The sequence below is a fragment of the Thalassospira tepidiphila MCCC 1A03514 genome (assembly GCF_001662875.1).
In the GTDB taxonomy this organism is placed as follows: Bacteria; Pseudomonadota; Alphaproteobacteria; order Rhodospirillales; family Thalassospiraceae; genus Thalassospira; species Thalassospira tepidiphila.
In genome coordinates this window covers 1-16,186 of sequence record NZ_JPVZ01000005.1, presented here as the reverse complement: position 1 = coordinate 16,186, position 16,186 = coordinate 1, and the positions used below count along the sequence as shown (strand labels likewise).

Here is a 16,186-nt window from a genome sequence, read left to right as displayed (position 1 = left end):
TTGTAATTTCTGGTTCTGACCGGACCGGCCAATTGACTGGCGCCTGTTTTGAGCCATTTCACCTCAAAACGCAAGTCACCCGTATTTAGAGACATTACAGGTTTTGACATTTCAGCCATGCGCGCTAAATACTGACTCAAATACTGCGTTCGGATCATGCTATGATGTGATCAAGGATCGCAAACACACCTGCCCCGGCAGGACAAGACCAAGGAGTGTTGAATGACCGATTCTTCTCGGCAAGTTCAAATGACTGAAAGTGCTGCAAAACGCATTCAGGAACTGATTGCCAGCGAAGGTGCTGCGAACACCATGCTGCGTTTGCAGGTGTCTGGCGGCGGTTGCAGTGGGTTCCAGTATGAGTTCTCGCTTGATTCAGACACCACTGACGAAGATCGTATCTTCGAAAACCACGGCGCGAAAATGGTGATCGACGAAGTATCGCTGGATCTTCTAGGCGGTGCAGAGATTGATTTCGTGCGTGAGCTGGTTGGCTCGGCCTTTCGTGTAAACAATCCGAATGCCACCTCTTCATGCGGCTGCGGATCAAGTTTCTCGATTTGATCCGGATCGACAAACCGATTTATAAAACGGGGTTCGTTATTGGCGAACCCCGTTTTGTTTGACCAAACACCCAAAAAACCGAGGCCCGAATGAAAATCGCCACCTGGAATGTCAACTCGATCAAGGCTCGCCTGCCAAACATTCTTGACTGGCTGCAGGACGCGAAACCCGATGTGGTCCTGTTACAGGAAACCAAGACGGTTGATGATGCGTTTCCGGCGATGGAGATCGAGGACCTTGGCTACAACATCGCCATTCACGGTCAGAAGACCTACAACGGCGTTGCGATCCTTTCCAAATTCCCGCTCGAAGATGTCGAACGCGGCCTGCCCGGCAATGATGATGACGAACAAGCCCGCTATATCGAGGCAACCATCGGATCCAATCGGCCGGTCCGGGTTGCATCGATCTATGTTCCAATGGGAACAGCCGTTGGTGACGAGAAATTTGATTACAAACTGAATTTCCTGGATCGCCTGATCACCCGGTTTGAGAAAATTCGTGCCAGTGGTGACGCCGCTGTCATGGGCGGCGACTACAACATCGCGCCCGACGACATGGACGTTTATGACCCTGTGAAACTGCGCGAAACGGTGCTTTGCACAACGGTTGAACGCAAACGTCTGCGCACCATGATGAATATGGGCTTTACCGACGCATTCCGGACCTTCAACCCGAAAGGTCATCAATATAGCTGGTGGGACTATCGCGCCGGTGCCTGGAACAAGGATAACGGTCTTCGTATTGACCACCTCCTTCTGACCCCGGCGGCGGCAGACCGACTGAGCGCATCGGACATTGACCGGGAGCCACGCGGCAAGGAAAAGGCATCTGATCACACACCGGTCTGGTGCATGATTGACGACTGATCGCGTTCGATCACCAAAACAGCAAAAGGGCCGCACCTATCAGGATGCGGCCCTTTTCTTTTATCAATGGCAACAGATTGGCTTTATTCAGCCGCCTGCTTCATCGCCATGCGATACGCGACGATATCCTCGATGCTGATCACGACCATATGGTGGGTCTTGGCATATTCGATCAGTTCCGGCAGCCGCGCCATGGTGCCATCCGGATTGGTGACTTCACACAGCACCCCAGCCGGTTGGAACCCTGCCAGGCGCATCAGATCAACCGTACCTTCGGTATGGCCGCGACGTTCCAGAACACCGCCCGGGCGCGCACGCAGCGGGAAGACATGCCCCGGACGCGCCAGATCACTCGGTTTGGCATCATCGGCGATGGCGGTTTTTACCGTGGTGACGCGATCTGCGGCCGATACACCGGTTGTGACACCAACTTTGGCTTCGATGGTAACGGTGAACCCCGTTCCCATGCTGGATGTGTTGTCAGCAACCATGGGGGGCAGATCAAGTTCCGTTGCCTTCTCGTCGGTCAGGCACAGGCAGACGATGCCGCTGCAATCGCGGATCAACATCGCCATTTGTTCATTGGTCAGATTTTCTGCTGAAAAGATCAGATCGCCTTCATTTTCGCGATCTTCATCGTCAACAACCAGAACGCCTTTTCCCTGGCGCAGATCATCAAGCGCACGTTCCATGCGCGCATGCGGATCGCCAAAGATCGACATATCGGATTGTTTTTCAATACTCTGATTCATAACCGTCCTCTACGGATGGGGCTTACGAACCAGGGCAACAAAGAAAGGCCCGCTTTGCGACAAATGTCACAATGCGGTCGCAGGCAGACGGCATACCAGTCACGCTAAGGCGTTCCTGTCACGACCGTCACGCTTTATCCTCTCCCATCCGGACTGTTACCGTCGGCTCCGGAATCTCACCGGATCTGCTGACCCCAAAAGTCTTGCGACCTATGGGCGCTCGCGGGCTTACCAAAACTGGTTTACCGCCGGTCGGGATTTTCACCCTGCCCTGAGAATAAGCGCCGTGTTTCAACGACAAAAGTTGACCATAATTGATCAACACGCGCACTTTATGAAAGCGCGCCGGTGTTGTCAAACGCCATAAAACCCTTAAAACCTTGTGGTTTAAATGTCCGAAAGCAGTTTGCCTGCACGGAAATGGAAATCGCATCCGTTGTTGCGGGCTTCGCGCGGCGCCCATTGGCAAACAGCACATTTTTTGTCCGATGATCTGCTTTTGGATTTGCATTCCCGATGAAGATAGCCGCCAAGCATCGCGTCGATATAGCTGCCTTCAAAGACATTCACCCCTAAACTGCGGCCCATGCGAAGCGCCGTTCGGCTGTCACACCGTGTAAGGATCAGGCTGCGGTCGGCAAACAAAACAGCAAACTCCCTGAGTCTTTCGGCGACTTCCGCGCGACGCGATCCGACAATGTTCTGATCCCATATGACCTTGATGAAATCGACATTCATCTTACGCGGCGAAAGAAATTCGAGTGCTGGCAACGTGATACGGTCCAGACCAACCTGTATCCCCAAGGAATGCAGGAATTCGCAAGCGTCTTCAAATTCCCACCAGTTTGCGATCGCGTTCTCCATGGAAAACTCGATGGCCATGTTTTCGATCAGTTTACCGTCATGTTCGGCGATGAAATCGGTAAACTTGTCGCTGTGAACCGTCTGGATTTGCATGTTCAAATGCAGTCGGTCTGGCAAAATGGACGGTGCCAGTGCTGCCGTAACATCCATGACTTTTTCATCGAGAACACGCGACAGAATCTCAATCTCGCCCGGCCCTTCCAAAAGGAAACTGGCAAGATGGTTTTGGCGCAGGTAATCAAGCGAACAATATATCTCGTGGCCTAACACCTCGCGTCGGGTGTCATCAAAACAGACGATGGCCTGGCGTCGGCAAGAGTCAAAGACAGCCTCTGTGGTGATCGCGCCACGCAGCATATCAGCCATATCAAACCGCACGGAAACGTCACTGCTTGGTCTTTCTGCAAGTGTGATGCCGAGTAAATCTGCCAACTTCTCCTGATCTTTGGGCCATTCAAAGCGGTTCCAGAGATTGGTTGGAATATGGCCAAGGCCCTGACGGTTCAGGACATCGGTCAGAATTTCTCGGATATGCTCGACAAAGGTGTTGTCGTCGTTGGTCCACGATCCAGCATGCACAAAAGCCACCATGCCGTTTTCCAGGCGATGGACCTTGGTGTTCTCGGGGAGATTGTGGAAAGCATCCCGGGTAATGGCCTGATAGTCATCGGTGCCAAGACGCAAGTCGGCCGGAATATTCAGGATTCCAAACGAAATCGCTTTGCCTTTGGCCGCGTTTTTACGGAGGCTCTCGACAAAGCGATTGATCGTGACAGGTGGTTTGGTGGTGTGCGCGTTCATATGCATTCCAGTTTGAATTGCAGCTGAACATACGTCACTAAAGTGGTGAATTCAACCTAAATTACTATACCATCGCATAGTTCCGCCTCCACCCTTAGGGCAAGGTCGGTAAAGAAGGTTTTCGCCGGCACACCGACAACATAGCCATCAATTCGGTCAACAACACGCAATCCCTGCAGTGCATTGGCGGTAAACACGGCATCGAACTCTTTGAGCTCTTCTGGTGCCTTCGGCTCGAAACTCACCTCAATCTCGGATTCTTCGGCAACTTGCAGAACGTAATCGCGGGCAAGCCCGCAAAGGATGCCGGTATCCTCATGCGGCGTCCAAAGGGTTTCCCCGATGATCCCGAACAGATTGGCAACCGTCGTTTCTGCCACATGGCCGTCAGCCGACAGAATAAGCGCGTCTTGTGCACCGTATTTCTGTACTTCCTGTTTGGCCGCGATGTTGTCCATATAATTGGTACTTTTGATGCTGCCCGCGACCGAATGCGGGTTTCGGCGCACTTTCTGCGACGTCGCCAGGGTAAGTCCGATATTCGGGTCAAGCGGATCAAAGGGCTCCGCGGTAATCAGGATGGTCGGATCCGGCGACCCCGGTGGCAGCAATCCACGTTCGCCCGGGCCGCGTGACACGGTCATACGGACAACCGCATCCTTGCGGTGAATTTGCTCAAACAGCTTGGCAACGATTTCTGCGACTTCTTCTGTCTCGGGCAACAGGTCAAGCGGGAACTCGATCAGCTCGGCATGATGGTCAAGCCGTCCCATATGGGCTTCCAGCCAGGCAATTTTGCCTTCGTGCGCACGCATGGTTTCAAAGAAACCATCGCCCAGCAGGAAGCCACGATCCGTTACCGGAATGGAGGCTTCATCAAGATCACGAAAACTGCCATTCATCCAAACCTGCATAGCCTGGTCCCTTTTAATCGTTATCGGCTCCCTGCCCGGAAGCACGTTTCAGAAAATTCGCCAACAGCGCGTGGCCCTGTTCCGTAAGCACGGCCTCGGGATGGAACTGAACACCGTAAATCGGCAAGGTCGCATGGGCAAATGCCATGACTTCTCCGTCGGGGCCTGTTGCTGTCTCGATCAAAGTGCCATCATTTGGCAAATCAACGATTAACGAGTGATATCGCGTGACGTGCAAAGGATTGTTTAATCCGGCAAACAAATCGTCTCCGCTATGCCGGATCGATGATGTCATCCCGTGAACCGGCCGTTTCGCGCGCTTGACCGTTCCACCGAATGCCTGGGCGATAGACTGATGCCCTAGGCAAACGCCAAGCATCGGAAACTCGGCTTTTAGCGCGTTGATCAGGTCCAGACTGTTTCCCGCCTCATCCGGTCCGCAGGGGCCTGGCGAAAATACAATCGCCAACGGATTTAGGGCACGCACACCCGCAACCGTGATCTCATCGTTTCGCAAAACCGTGACCGCATGTCCGAGTTCCTCAAGATAGCGGGCAAGATTGAAAACGAACGAATCATAATTATCAATCAGCAGGATCATAGCAGATCCCCGGCGCTTATTCCGAACAACTCAAACATCTTGGCGGCTTTAACAAGCGTTTCCTCGTATTCCGCCGCCGGGTCGCTGTCAGCAACGATCCCGCCGCCAACATTGAAGGCCATCTTGCCGCCATTTACGCTAAGCGTTCTGATGGCAATGTTTGTGTCCATCGCACCATCAAATCCGATATAGCCAATGGCACCGCAATAGGCACCGCGCGTTGTTTTCTCGAGCTCGGTGATAATCTCCATCGCACGGATCTTCGGCGCACCAGTGATCGACCCACCGGGGAAACATGCGCGCAATGCATCAACAGCGGCTTTGTCTTCCCTCAGTTCGCCTGTCACGGTGGACACCAGATGATGCACATTGGCATAGCTTTCCAACGCGCAGATCACTGGTGTTTTCACACTGTGAGGATTACTCACTTTTGAAAGGTCATTGCGCAAAAGATCAACGATCATAACGTTTTCCGCGCGATCCTTTGGCGACAACATTAATTCCTGTGCCAGTTCGGCATCGCTTAGCGGTGTCTCGCCGCGCGGTCTGGTGCCCTTGATCGGCTTGGTTTCGATCTGGCGGTTTCTGACCCTGAGAAACCGTTCTGGCGAATTTGATAGCACCGCCACATCCCCGAAATTCAGGAATGCGCCGAAGGGGGCGGAACTGATGTCACGCAAACGACGATAAAGGTCGAACCGCTTTGGGATGGCATCGCTTGCGTATTCTGCGCGGAAGCTTTGTGACAGGTTGGCCTGAAAGATGTCACCGGCAAAGATGTAATCAATTACCCGCTGCACGGCGGCCTCGTAGCTGGCGCGATCAAAGTTTGACTGCCAGTTCGAAACGCTTGGTACATGTGGCACAGCGGGCGTATCGATCAGCGGCCGCGCAAGTCTTAGATACTTGCGGATCAAGGCCATACGATCATTTGCGCGCTGATCGCGCTTTGGACCTTCGGTCTCTGGAATGCCGGTGGAAATAAGCCACATCCGCCGGTCAATCTGATCAAACGCGATCACCAGATCATAAATCCCGACGGCCATGTCGGGCATTGAAAGCCAGTCGTCCGGTGCTGTGGGCAACAACTCTGTCTGATGCGCCAACTCATAGCCAAAATAGCCAACCGCACCGCCTTGAAACGGCGGCAGGTCTGACTTCGCTTCGATCTGATAGCGCGCCAACAGATCGCCTAGGACGTCAAACGGGTTTCCCGGAATTTCAAAGCCATCCAGCACCGCCTGCCCGTTCTTCGCCGTCAATTTATGCAGCGGCGACACGACAATGTAGGAGAACCGGTCACGGTCACCTGAATCCAAAAAATGGCTATCGGCAAATGGCGCAAACGCGCCATAGGCATCAACGGGCTCGATATAGGGGCATTCTTCAATCAGCATTGGGCCGGCGCATTCTTATCGACTGGACGCGACGAAAATCGTCATTCCATGGGGGTTCTTGTCGCTCACAGGAACGGGCGACGCCAATCTAAGCGATTCTGCATGATCCGGTGAAGATTTTTGCGACATTACGACAGTTCAATTGAACCCAGAACAAAAAAAGGCCAACCAAAGATGGCTGACCTTTCTCGCAGATTGCTCCGCAACCCTACATCGCTGCAATACGCGCGAAAGCTTCGTTGAGCTTGGCAAGGGTATCACGCGCTTCTTCAAGCTTGGCTTTTTCGGCCGTGACGATGTGCTCAGGTGCGCGGCTGACGAACTTCTCGTTGGAAAGCTTGCCTTCCTGGGCCTTGATGTATTTCGTCTTGTCCTGAATTTCCTTTTCAAGACGTGCTTTTTCAGCCGCAACATCAATGAAATCGGCAACCGAAACAAAGACAGTCACACCATCAACCACAGTCTGGATCGCACCTTTGGCAATCGCCTCGACGTCGCCCTGCCCCTTAAAGGCAACATCGGCAACGCGCGCTAGGCGCTTGACCTGTGCTTCCTGTGCCGTGACTGCCGCTTTCATCGCCTCGGTTGCATCAACCAGATAGATCGGAACTTCGGCAGCCGGCGGCACATTCATTTCAGAACGGACACCACGGATGTCCCCGATCAGGCGGATGGCCAGATCGACCTCGGCTTCGGCTTCACGGTCAATCAGCGCGTCGTCAAACTGCGGATACCCTTCGGCGATCAGCATTTTTACACGACTATCGGCGGTCTTTTCCCAAAGTTCTTCGGTGATGAACGGCATGACCGGATGCAAGATCAAAAGGATCTGATCAAGAACCCACGCGGTAACCGCGCGAATTTCCGCCTTGGCTTCTTCGTCATTGCCCATCAGAACCGGTTTCGCCAGTTCCAGATACCAGTCACAGAACGAACCCCAAACAAACTGATAGGCGCTGCTGGCAGCATCGTTGAACCGATAGGTCTCAATACCAGTCCCAACGGCCTTGGCCGCTTCAACCGTTTTGCCAACGATCCAGCGACCAAGGGTCGATTTCACGTTCGCCGGATCAAAGCCATCAACCGGCTTGCATTCATTCATTTCGGCAAAGCGTGCGGCATTCCAAAGCTTGGTCGCGAAGTTGCGATAGCCCTCAACACGGGACGCGGCAAGCTTGATGTCGCGCCCCTGGGCGGCCAATGCTGTCAGGGTAAAGCGCAGCGCATCACAGCCATATTCATCAATGATCTCAAGCGGATCGATGACGTTGCCCTTCGATTTGGACATCTTCTGGCCGTGCTCATCACGCACCAGAGCATGAATATACACGTCACGGAACGGGACTTTGCCCTCCATGAAATACATGCTCATCATGATCATCCGGGCAACCCAGAAGAAGATGATGTCAAACCCGGTGACCAGAACATCGCCCGGATAGTATTTGGCAAGTTCCGGGGTCTTTTCCGGCCAGCCCAGCGTCGAATACGGCCACAGACCGGATGAGAACCAGGTATCAAGAACGTCGGTTTCCTGGGTGAGTTCGACATCCTTGCCATAATGGGCCTTTGCGGCTGCCATGGCTTCTTCTTCGGTTTCTTCAACAAAGAATTCCCCATCGGGGCCAAACCATGCCGGAATACGATGCCCCCACCAAAGCTGACGGGAAATACACCATGGCTGGATGTTGCGCATCCATTCGAAATAGGTATTTTCCCAGTTCTTCGGCACAAAGCGAATGCGGCCATCTTCAACCGCCTCGGTGGCCGGTTTGGCAAGAACCTCGGCATTTACAAACCACTGATCGGTCAGATAAGGCTCGATCACGACGTTCGAACGGTCGCCGTATGGAACCATGTGAACGGTATCCTCGATCTTTTCAAGCAGACCGAGCTCATCCATCTTTGCGACGATCAGTTTGCGGGCTTCAAAGCGATCAAGGCCACGGTATTCCTCGGGCGCTTCATCATTGATGCGCGCATAATCATCAAGGATGTTGATCTTTTCGAGACCGGCACGTTTGCCGACCTCAAAGTCATTGAAGTCATGCGCTGGTGTGATCTTAACAGCACCCGACCCTTTTTCCGGATCGGCATATTCGTCCGCGACGATCTTGATGCGGCGTCCAACAATCGGAAGAATGCAGTATTTACCGATCAGTTCCTGATAGCGTTCGTCGTCCGGATGGACGGCAACGCCGGTATCGCCCAGCATCGTCTCCGGACGGGTGGTGGCAACGGTGATGAACTCGCCGTCACGGCCTTCGATCGGATATTTGAAGTGCCAGTAATGGCCTTTGACTTCTTTCTGAACGACTTCAAGGTCGGAAATCGCAGTCAGAAGCTTCGGATCCCAGTTGACCAGACGCTTGTCGCGGTAAATCAGGCCATCCTTGTGCAGTTTGACAAACACCTTGCGGACAGCAGCCGACAGGCCATCATCCATGGTAAAGCGTTCACGCGGCCAATCGGGCGACGCGCCCAGACGGCGCAGCTGATTGGTGATAGTCCCGCCGGATTTTTCTTTCCACTCCCAGACCTTCTCGACGAACTTTTCACGGCCAAGGTCATGGCGCGTGACATTCTGCTCACCAAGCTGGCGTTCAACGACCATTTGGGTGGCGATGCCGGCATGGTCGGTACCCGGTTGCCAAAGGGTATCCTTGCCCTTCATCCGGTTATAGCGGACCAGGATATCCTGAAGCGTGAACGTCAGTGCATGCCCCATGTGGAGGCTACCGGTCACGTTGGGCGGCGGCATCATGATGACATAGGGATCGGCACTGGATGCCGGATCAGCGGCAAATGCCCCTGCTTTTTCCCATTTATCGTAAAGTCTGCCTTCAACATCGGCCGGGTTGTAGGTCTTCTCCAACATGGTCTTTTGATCCGCTGCGGGTTTAATTGTTTATCCAAAGAAAAAGCGGCGCACCGTTGGCGCGCCGCTCGAATGTCAAAATCGGCTCGCCTACAGGTCTTCGGCGCGGTTCACAATCCGCTCGATTTCCTTTTTCACAAGGCGTTCGATCATATAGGGAAGGTTTTCGTCAAGCCATTCCTTAAGCAACGGACGCAACATATCGCGCACCAGATCCTCAAGGGTTGCGTGACCTGCATTAATGCCAAGGGCAACTGCGCGTTTCTTTGCAACAGCTTGCGCCAGTTCCGAGATGGTTCCGGTGGCCGTCGATTCCGTCAAATTCGAAATCAGCGGTTCGTCATCTTCATCATCGTAAAGTGCTGGCATTGCCGGTTCGGGCTCTGGTTCCGGTTCCGGCTCGTCGAATTCTTCTTCCAGAGGTGTTTCATCGAAATCGAGCATATCGTCGAGTTCGAGTTCTTCCTCTTCTTCCGGCTCGTCGAGCTCCAGTTCCTCGGGTTCTTCCTCGAACTCAAGTTCCTCAGGCTCTTCGTCAAGCACAAGTTCGTCTATTTCTTCTTCGGGCTCGGGTTCTGGTTCCGGCTCGGGCTCAGGTTCTGGCTCCGGTTCCGGCGTCGGTTCGGGTTCAGGAGCAGCTTCCTGTTTTTCTTCATCCCCCTCATCGGCAAGAATCTTGCGGATGGACTGGAGGATATCCTCCATGGAAGGTTCTTGTTGCCCGTCACTCATAATTAAACTTCCGCACTAGTGTCATTTAACCAGACCGATCCGACCCAAGTTCGAAGGCAGGATGTCGCCACCCTGCCCCGACCATCAACCAATCAATCCGTTCCCCACCACTGGTCCTTGACCTTGTTATAGTTGGACTCAGTGTCATAAATTTCGACCGGCAGACCAAGGACCTGCGCGTTAAGCGCCCCCATGGCAGCCTTAACCTGAAACTCGGCAACCGCAGCGTCACGGCGCGATCCCACAAGATCCACGCGTGCCTGCAACAGTTCCTGTTCCTGATCAAGAACATCAAGAACGGTACGCGAACCAACCGATGCTTCACGCTGAACGCCATCAAGGGCGACTTCAGCTGATGATACCTGTGCCTGCTGCGATTCGATGCTTGCACGTGCAGTGACAAGCGTCTCCCAGGCACTGGTTGCGTTTTCGATTACTGAACGGCGCGCTTCATCAATCTGGATCCGGGCCTGACCGGCGGTCTGCTTTGCCGAACGCACGTTCGAGAAAACAGCACCCTGCTGGTACAGCGGTATCGAGACTGACGCGATAATGTCCGCCGTATCAGACGTGAAATCATCGTTTGACGCTTCATGCTGGCGCTCAACACCGGCAGCAAGGCTTACTTCCGGATAAAGCGAACCTTCGCTCAGACGGATGTCGGACTGAGCAGCTTCTTCGCTGTAAATTGCCTGCAAGACATCAGGGTGCTGACCCTGTGCAATTGTCAGAACATCAGAAATGCTTGTCGGAAGTCCCGACAGCGCATTGGGAATTTCAAGATCGCTTGGCGGATTCCCGACAAGCCGCTCGTATTGCGCCCGGGTATTGGCCAAGGCACCCTGGGCCGAGATCAAATTGGCCTTTGCACCTGCAAGGCGCGCTTCGGCTTGTGACACGTCCGTACGGGTCACCTCGCCAACATCAAAACGATCACGGGTCGCTTCAAGCTGACGCTCCAGAACACGAACGTTGTTCTGATTAAGCTCAACAACCGCAGTATCACGCAGAACGTTGAAATACGCCGTCGCCACCTGAAGCATGACATCCTGCTCGGTCGAGCGCAGCGACGCGCGGGCAGCCTTGATGCGGGCCTCTGCACGTTCAGTTTCTGCCGTGGTACGGCCGCCACGATAAAGCGGCTGCGTAACGTTCAGCCCAACCGTATAGGGCGTCAGATTGTTATCTGTTTTCGTACCGTTGGTTTCTGTTTCGGTATCACGAACGCCTGCGCTACCAGAAAGGCTTACACTCGGCCGCCAGTTTGACAATGCCGAGGAAATTTCTTCATCGGTCGAACGAAGTGCCGCACGACCGGCTTCGAGTGTCGGGTTGCTCTGGTACGCCTTGATAAGTGCGTCTTCCAGGCTTTCTGCAGAAGCGCCGCTGGCAACAATGCCGCCGGTCGCCAGAATACTGCAGGTCAGCAAGAACCGTTTGATCATTTATCTACCCTTGTAAAATCCTACACCAAGTCCCGACCCCGGCGCAGTTTCACGTATGGTAACGACGGAAGGAAAATTTTCCAAGAAAAGAGGCATTTGCATCAAAAAAAAGTAATTTGCCCCGTTTCTCCGTCATTGCCGTTTTCAATCGTAGCGGCTCATATCGCGCTCAACTTCAAGCGCCCATGCATCTATACCGCCGCGAACATTAAAAAGCTCTTTAAATCCATGATCCTCAAGCAACAGGCCCGCATGGCGACTGCGAACGCCATGATGACAAATGATCGCCAAAGGCATATCAGGCTCCAATTCATCCAACCTTCCCGATAGTTGGGAAAGAGGAATATGGAGCGCCTGATCTATCGCGCAGATTTCAAGTTCCCAATCTTCGCGGACATCAAGCAAGGCAATCGGTGCATTCGCATCAAGCCGTGACGCAAGTTCAGCACAACTGATGTCGAGCACCGTCAAACCTCAATCAGAATACAAAGCTTTCTGCCGGCTCAAACCCCGGAAGATACGGAATGTTGGCATCAAACAGATCGCGATGCCCGATGACACCGTTTTCGCGCTCGTAAAGGCGTGCAACGCCTACCTTGCCCGGTTCACGCACCACGGCGAGTAAACGACCACCTTCGGAAACCTGTTCAAGGATACCCGCCGGAACTTCTGCAACAGCACCATCGAAGACGATGACGTTGTAGGGAGCCTGTTTGGCATACCCTGATGCCAGATCACCTTCGACAACAATGACATTGTCGTAGTTGAGCTTCTGGAAGGTCGCCTCGGCTGCGGCAGCCATATCCTTGTCGCTTTCGACAGATACCACGGTTTCTGCCACGCGCGAGATCAGCGCGCTGGAATAGCCGTACCCGGCACCAATCACCAGGGCAACATCCGTTTCAGCAATCTCGGCATTTTGCATAAGGCGCGCAATCACCATCGGCTCCATGGCAAAACGCCCGGCGCCCACGGCGATATCCTCATCGATATAGGCAACGCCGCGCTTGCCTTCTGGCAGGAACAGTTCGCGCGGAACCCCTTCCATCGCTGCAATGACCAGCGGATCGGTAACCTTGTTGGTCCGAACCTGATTTTCCACCATGTTATGGCGCGCGATTTGGTAATCCATGATTATCTGACCTGAAAATTCTCGCGAGAAACAGACCACAGTCCTCTTGTTGTCCCCAAAGACGGCTGCGGCAATTGCCCTGTTTATAGTCAGCACATAAGCAACTGACAACATCGGATCAATGTGTGGCTTCGATTTTAACACATTGAGGGCACTAAAAGATTGACCGAACGACGCGGCATCTACCACGCAGATGTTACGATTTGGAAGTCAAATGATCATGTAAAATTGATGCTACGATCAAGAAAACGAACTGAACCCGCCTCCGTTTTCAGTCTGATTGCGCCGGACATCCTTGATTATTTGAAGGACTGAAACATTCAACCAAAATTATTTGCAGCCCTATCTCTTGAAATGCTGATCGGCCGTCGAAACATAGTTCAAAGAACGTTTTATGTGTCTGCGATGCAAGCATAATCCAGGCACAAAACAGCCAAACCGAGAAAGACGGCCAATGCAATTCTCAATTGTGCTGCACCACGTCATAAGCCGGAATTTGGTATTGTAGGGGAATAACATGCGTGACAATGGGCCGGTAACAAATCGCGAAGTGCTGATGGGGGATGGTGACATTCTCGTATCTGGAACCGATACAGGCGGGAAGCTCAAGTTTGCCAATCAGTCCTTTATCGATATCAGCGGATTTACAGAAGAACAGCTGATTGGTTCACCTCATAACGTTGTACGTCATCCCGATATGCCCAAAGATGCCTTTGCTAATCTTTGGGAAACCATCAAGGCCGGCCTGCCCTGGCAAGGTCTTGTGAAAAACCGGGCGAAGAATGGTGATCATTACTGGGTTCGCGCCAATGTTACACCAACGATCGAAGACGGAAACATCACCGGTTACATCTCAATTCGTACAAAGCCGAGTGAACAGGAAAAAAAGAACGCGGAAAGAATCTATGCCGATTTACGGACGGGCCAAGCCAAAAATGTCAGTCTCGAATACGGTGAAATCGTCGACACCAGTGCCAAGTCCAAATTAAAGAACTTCTGTGCAAGTATTAGAGGCAGCCTAAGCCTTGCCTTCGGTGCGTTGCTTGCAATTGTTCTGATTTTGGTTGGTGATGCAATTTATACAGAATATCAGACCGAAAAACGACTTGAGGATATTTACAACAACCGTGTGCAATCGTTGAATTTAATCAAACAGATCTCCGACGATTATGCGGTCTTCGTTGTTGATGCCTCACACAAAGTACGCAACGGCAACTTCACTTGGCAAGAAGGTATCGACAGCATTGACGTGGCGGAAAATCGGATCAAAGAAAACCTGGATAGCTATCTGAGCCGCAAGATTGATCCGGCCGAAGCCCAGATCGTTGATACGATTAGAAGTATGATCCCAGCCGCTGATGAGGTGATCAAGCGATTACGTCAGGCTTTTCAAAACGAAGACACTGCCGCGCTTGATAACATTGTCAAAGACGAGCTCTATCAAACCATTGACCCGTTGACTGAACAAATCGGAAATCTGTCTGTTTCGCAGAACGATATTGTGCGCAAAACGGTCGAAGAAGCACAGAGCAGCTTCTACACAGCCATTATCATCCAAGCTGCGCTAGTTATAATGGCATTGCTTCTGATTGTTTTCTTTAATTTCTGGCTGCTTAGAAAATTCCAACGCCCGCTCAGGGAGATGGAAGACCATTTCGATGCCATCGCACGAAATGACTCCGGTTATCTTATTCCGATGCCATCTGTTCCCGACTTCAATGGGTTGATACGGCAGTTGCGCGCTTTGCACGCGAAGCTGGCCTATGCAAAGCTTGAACGTGAAGAAAATGAAGCGAAAGCCAATTCACAGCGTGTCGGCGCCTTGCGCGGCCTGGCCGAGACCGTTGAAAAAGAACTTCAAAATATCGTAGAGGCCATCATTGACCAGACAAAGCGATTGAGTTCGTCTGCTGGTGATATGGCTGGGTCTTCGGAACGCGTTTCAGAAAACTCTGAAAGCGTCGCAGCCGCCGCACATGAGGCATTGGCAAACGCAGAGACAGTGTCAGGTGCATCCGAAGAGCTGGCAGCATCCATCCGCGAAATCACCCGCCAGATTGAAGAAGCCACAACCCTTACCGCAGAGGCCAATACGGCCGGGGAGAGTGCGGAAAAGACTGTCACCTCACTTAAAGACAGCGTTGATCGTATTGGCGAGGTTGCCGAACTGATTGGTGATATCGCTGCTCAGACTAACCTCCTCGCGCTTAATGCCACTATCGAGGCTGCGCGCGCTGGTGATGCAGGCAAAGGTTTTGCTGTGGTTGCGCAGGAAGTCAAAAACCTTGCCAATCAGACCGCCAAGTCGACCGAGGAAATCACCCGGCAGCTTGGTGAAATTCAAAATGTGACTGGATCTGTGGTTTCCACCGTTCAGCAGATGACATCAAGCATCCGTCGCGTCGACGAGGTTGCCTCCAATGTCGCCGTGAGTGTTCGACAGCAGGATGAAGCAACACAAGAAATCGCAAGAAACGTCGTTCAGACAGCAGAGGCATCAAATGAGGTGACCGAAAAAATCGGCCATGTCGCGTCAGAGGCGCAAGACAATCTCAACCGAGCCGCCGCCATGAACAAAATTGCCGACGAAGTCGATATAAGTATTGCTGAACTCCGCAACAGCTTGGTTCGAATCGTTCGAACAGCAACCCCGGAAGTAAACCGTCGTAAGGATCCCCGGTACGAAGCTCAACTCGCCGTCACAGTGAAGATTAACGGGAAATCGATCCGCGGCCAGACCATCGACATTTCGGCAGGTGGCGTGAGGGTATCCCTTGCTGAGCCTGTGAAGAAAGGTGAGAAAGGCGAGATCACCATCGAGGGTCCGAACACCACTATTCCGTTTGAGGTTGAAAACAGTCTCGATACCATTGCAAACCTCGATTTCGCACCGAGTAAGATCCGCGAGGAACGATTGAAACCGTGGCTTGAAAACCGCTTTGGCAAAGCCAAAGGTTAGCCCTGAGACCAACTGTGGGATGACATTCCCATAAGCTTTTACGACCACCCGGGACGTTTTCCCGGGTGGTTTGTTCTTTTTCGTAGCACTAATCCCCGAGCCTTCAGAAAAATGTAAAATTGGGTGCTTGACGGGGTGCGTTTGTTGAGGCTATACACCGCTCCAGCCAACGCGAAGGCGCGATGGCGGAGTGGTTACGCAGAGGACTGCAAATCCTTGCACGCCGGTTCGATTCCGGCTCGCGCCTCCACTGATCCGGCATAGCTCAGTTGGTAGAGCAA

13 protein-coding genes, 1 tRNA gene and 1 riboswitch are annotated in these 16,186 nt (G+C 52.8%); of the genes, 4 read left to right on the top strand and 10 right to left on the bottom strand.

Going from position 1 to position 16,186, the window contains the following annotated elements:
* Window positions 1-222: 222 nt before the first annotated feature.
* Window positions 223-564 carry an iron-sulfur cluster insertion protein ErpA gene (gene erpA, locus TH4_RS12160; RefSeq protein ID WP_008890980.1) on the top strand — a complete coding sequence of 114 codons (342 nt, stop codon included), beginning with the start codon at window positions 223-225 and terminating at the stop codon, window positions 562-564.
* A gap of 89 nt (window positions 565-653) precedes the next feature.
* Window positions 654-1,433, top strand: a complete 780-nt coding sequence (gene xth / locus TH4_RS12155) for an exodeoxyribonuclease III (RefSeq protein WP_064781324.1) — start codon at window positions 654-656, stop codon at window positions 1,431-1,433.
* Between the two features lie 83 nt (window positions 1,434-1,516).
* Here xth and ribB read toward each other — a convergent pair whose 3' ends face one another.
* The 10 genes from ribB to TH4_RS12105 all read right to left on the bottom strand — a co-directional run bounded on the left by ribB (window position 1,517) and on the right by TH4_RS12105 (window position 12,946).
* The gene (ribB, locus tag TH4_RS12150; protein ID WP_064781323.1) at window positions 1,517-2,185 is read right to left on the bottom strand and encodes a 3,4-dihydroxy-2-butanone-4-phosphate synthase; all 669 of its coding nucleotides are present in this window, start codon (window positions 2,183-2,185) and stop codon (window positions 1,517-1,519) included.
* A gap of 132 nt (window positions 2,186-2,317) precedes the next feature.
* Window positions 2,318-2,468: riboswitch (FMN riboswitch) on the bottom strand.
* 104 nt (window positions 2,469-2,572) lie between these two features.
* Entirely contained in the window at window positions 2,573-3,850 is a 1,278-nt protein-coding gene (locus TH4_RS12145; RefSeq protein WP_064781507.1) for an EAL domain-containing protein, read from the bottom strand.
* 56 nt (window positions 3,851-3,906) lie between these two features.
* Entirely contained in the window at window positions 3,907-4,764 is an 858-nt protein-coding gene (locus TH4_RS12140) for an aminotransferase class IV (RefSeq protein ID WP_064781322.1), read from the bottom strand.
* Window positions 4,765-4,777: 13 nt separating this feature from the next.
* Window positions 4,778-5,365, bottom strand: coding sequence for an anthranilate synthase component II (locus TH4_RS12135; RefSeq protein WP_064781321.1), 588 nt, complete (start codon window positions 5,363-5,365; stop codon window positions 4,778-4,780).
* Window positions 5,362-6,762 carry an aminodeoxychorismate synthase component I gene (gene pabB, locus TH4_RS12130; RefSeq protein ID WP_064781320.1) on the bottom strand — a complete coding sequence of 467 codons (1,401 nt, stop codon included), beginning with the start codon at window positions 6,760-6,762 and terminating at the stop codon, window positions 5,362-5,364. Before pabB ends, TH4_RS12135 begins: the two co-directional genes overlap by 4 nt.
* A gap of 208 nt (window positions 6,763-6,970) precedes the next feature.
* Complete coding sequence (locus TH4_RS12125; RefSeq protein WP_064781319.1) at window positions 6,971-9,637, bottom strand: valine--tRNA ligase; 2,667 nt, start codon at window positions 9,635-9,637, stop codon at window positions 6,971-6,973.
* A 90-nt stretch (window positions 9,638-9,727) separates the two neighbouring features.
* Entirely contained in the window at window positions 9,728-10,342 is a 615-nt protein-coding gene (locus TH4_RS12120) for a DUF2497 domain-containing protein (protein WP_063089660.1), read from the bottom strand.
* Between the two features lie 119 nt (window positions 10,343-10,461).
* On the bottom strand, window positions 10,462-11,814 hold the full coding sequence (locus TH4_RS12115; RefSeq protein ID WP_064781318.1) for a TolC family outer membrane protein: 1,353 nt from the start codon (window positions 11,812-11,814) through the stop codon (window positions 10,462-10,464).
* Between the two features lie 144 nt (window positions 11,815-11,958).
* Complete coding sequence (locus tag TH4_RS12110; protein ID WP_245227852.1) at window positions 11,959-12,279, bottom strand: rhodanese-like domain-containing protein; 321 nt, start codon at window positions 12,277-12,279, stop codon at window positions 11,959-11,961.
* A gap of 13 nt (window positions 12,280-12,292) precedes the next feature.
* A complete protein-coding gene (locus tag TH4_RS12105) occupies window positions 12,293-12,946 on the bottom strand; it encodes a protein-L-isoaspartate O-methyltransferase family protein (protein ID WP_008890969.1) in 654 nt (217 codons plus the stop codon).
* 517 nt (window positions 12,947-13,463) lie between these two features.
* On the opposite strand from TH4_RS12105, the gene TH4_RS12100 reads away from it, so the two are divergent.
* Window positions 13,464-15,905: a methyl-accepting chemotaxis protein gene (locus TH4_RS12100; protein WP_064781316.1), complete on the top strand. Its 2,442-nt coding sequence runs from the start codon at window positions 13,464-13,466 to the stop codon at window positions 15,903-15,905.
* Window positions 15,906-16,081: 176 nt separating this feature from the next.
* Window positions 16,082-16,155 (top strand) — tRNA-Cys (locus tag TH4_RS12095).
* Window positions 16,156-16,186 lie beyond the last annotated feature (31 nt).

Excerpts from the sequence above, each read along its gene's own strand:
- erpA (WP_008890980.1), top strand. The coding sequence starts at position 223 with ATGACCGATTCTTCTCGGCAAGTTCAAATGACTGAAAGTGCTGCAAAA.
- xth (WP_064781324.1), top strand. The coding sequence starts at position 654 with ATGAAAATCGCCACCTGGAATGTCAACTCGATCAAGGCTCGCCTGCCA.
- ribB (WP_064781323.1), bottom strand. The coding sequence starts at position 2,185 with ATGAATCAGAGTATTGAAAAACAATCCGATATGTCGATCTTTGGCGAT.
- TH4_RS12145 (WP_064781507.1), bottom strand. The coding sequence starts at position 3,850 with ATGAACGCGCACACCACCAAACCACCTGTCACGATCAATCGCTTTGTC.
- TH4_RS12140 (WP_064781322.1), bottom strand. The coding sequence starts at position 4,764 with ATGCAGGTTTGGATGAATGGCAGTTTTCGTGATCTTGATGAAGCCTCC.
- TH4_RS12135 (WP_064781321.1), bottom strand. The coding sequence starts at position 5,365 with ATGATCCTGCTGATTGATAATTATGATTCGTTCGTTTTCAATCTTGCC.
- pabB (WP_064781320.1), bottom strand. The coding sequence starts at position 6,762 with ATGCTGATTGAAGAATGCCCCTATATCGAGCCCGTTGATGCCTATGGC.
- TH4_RS12125 (WP_064781319.1), bottom strand. The coding sequence starts at position 9,637 with ATGTTGGAGAAGACCTACAACCCGGCCGATGTTGAAGGCAGACTTTAC.
- TH4_RS12120 (WP_063089660.1), bottom strand. The coding sequence starts at position 10,342 with ATGGAGGATATCCTCCAGTCCATCCGCAAGATTCTTGCCGATGAGGGG.
- TH4_RS12115 (WP_064781318.1), bottom strand. The coding sequence starts at position 11,814 with ATGATCAAACGGTTCTTGCTGACCTGCAGTATTCTGGCGACCGGCGGC.
- TH4_RS12105 (WP_008890969.1), bottom strand. The coding sequence starts at position 12,946 with ATGGATTACCAAATCGCGCGCCATAACATGGTGGAAAATCAGGTTCGG.
- TH4_RS12100 (WP_064781316.1), top strand. The coding sequence starts at position 13,464 with ATGCGTGACAATGGGCCGGTAACAAATCGCGAAGTGCTGATGGGGGAT.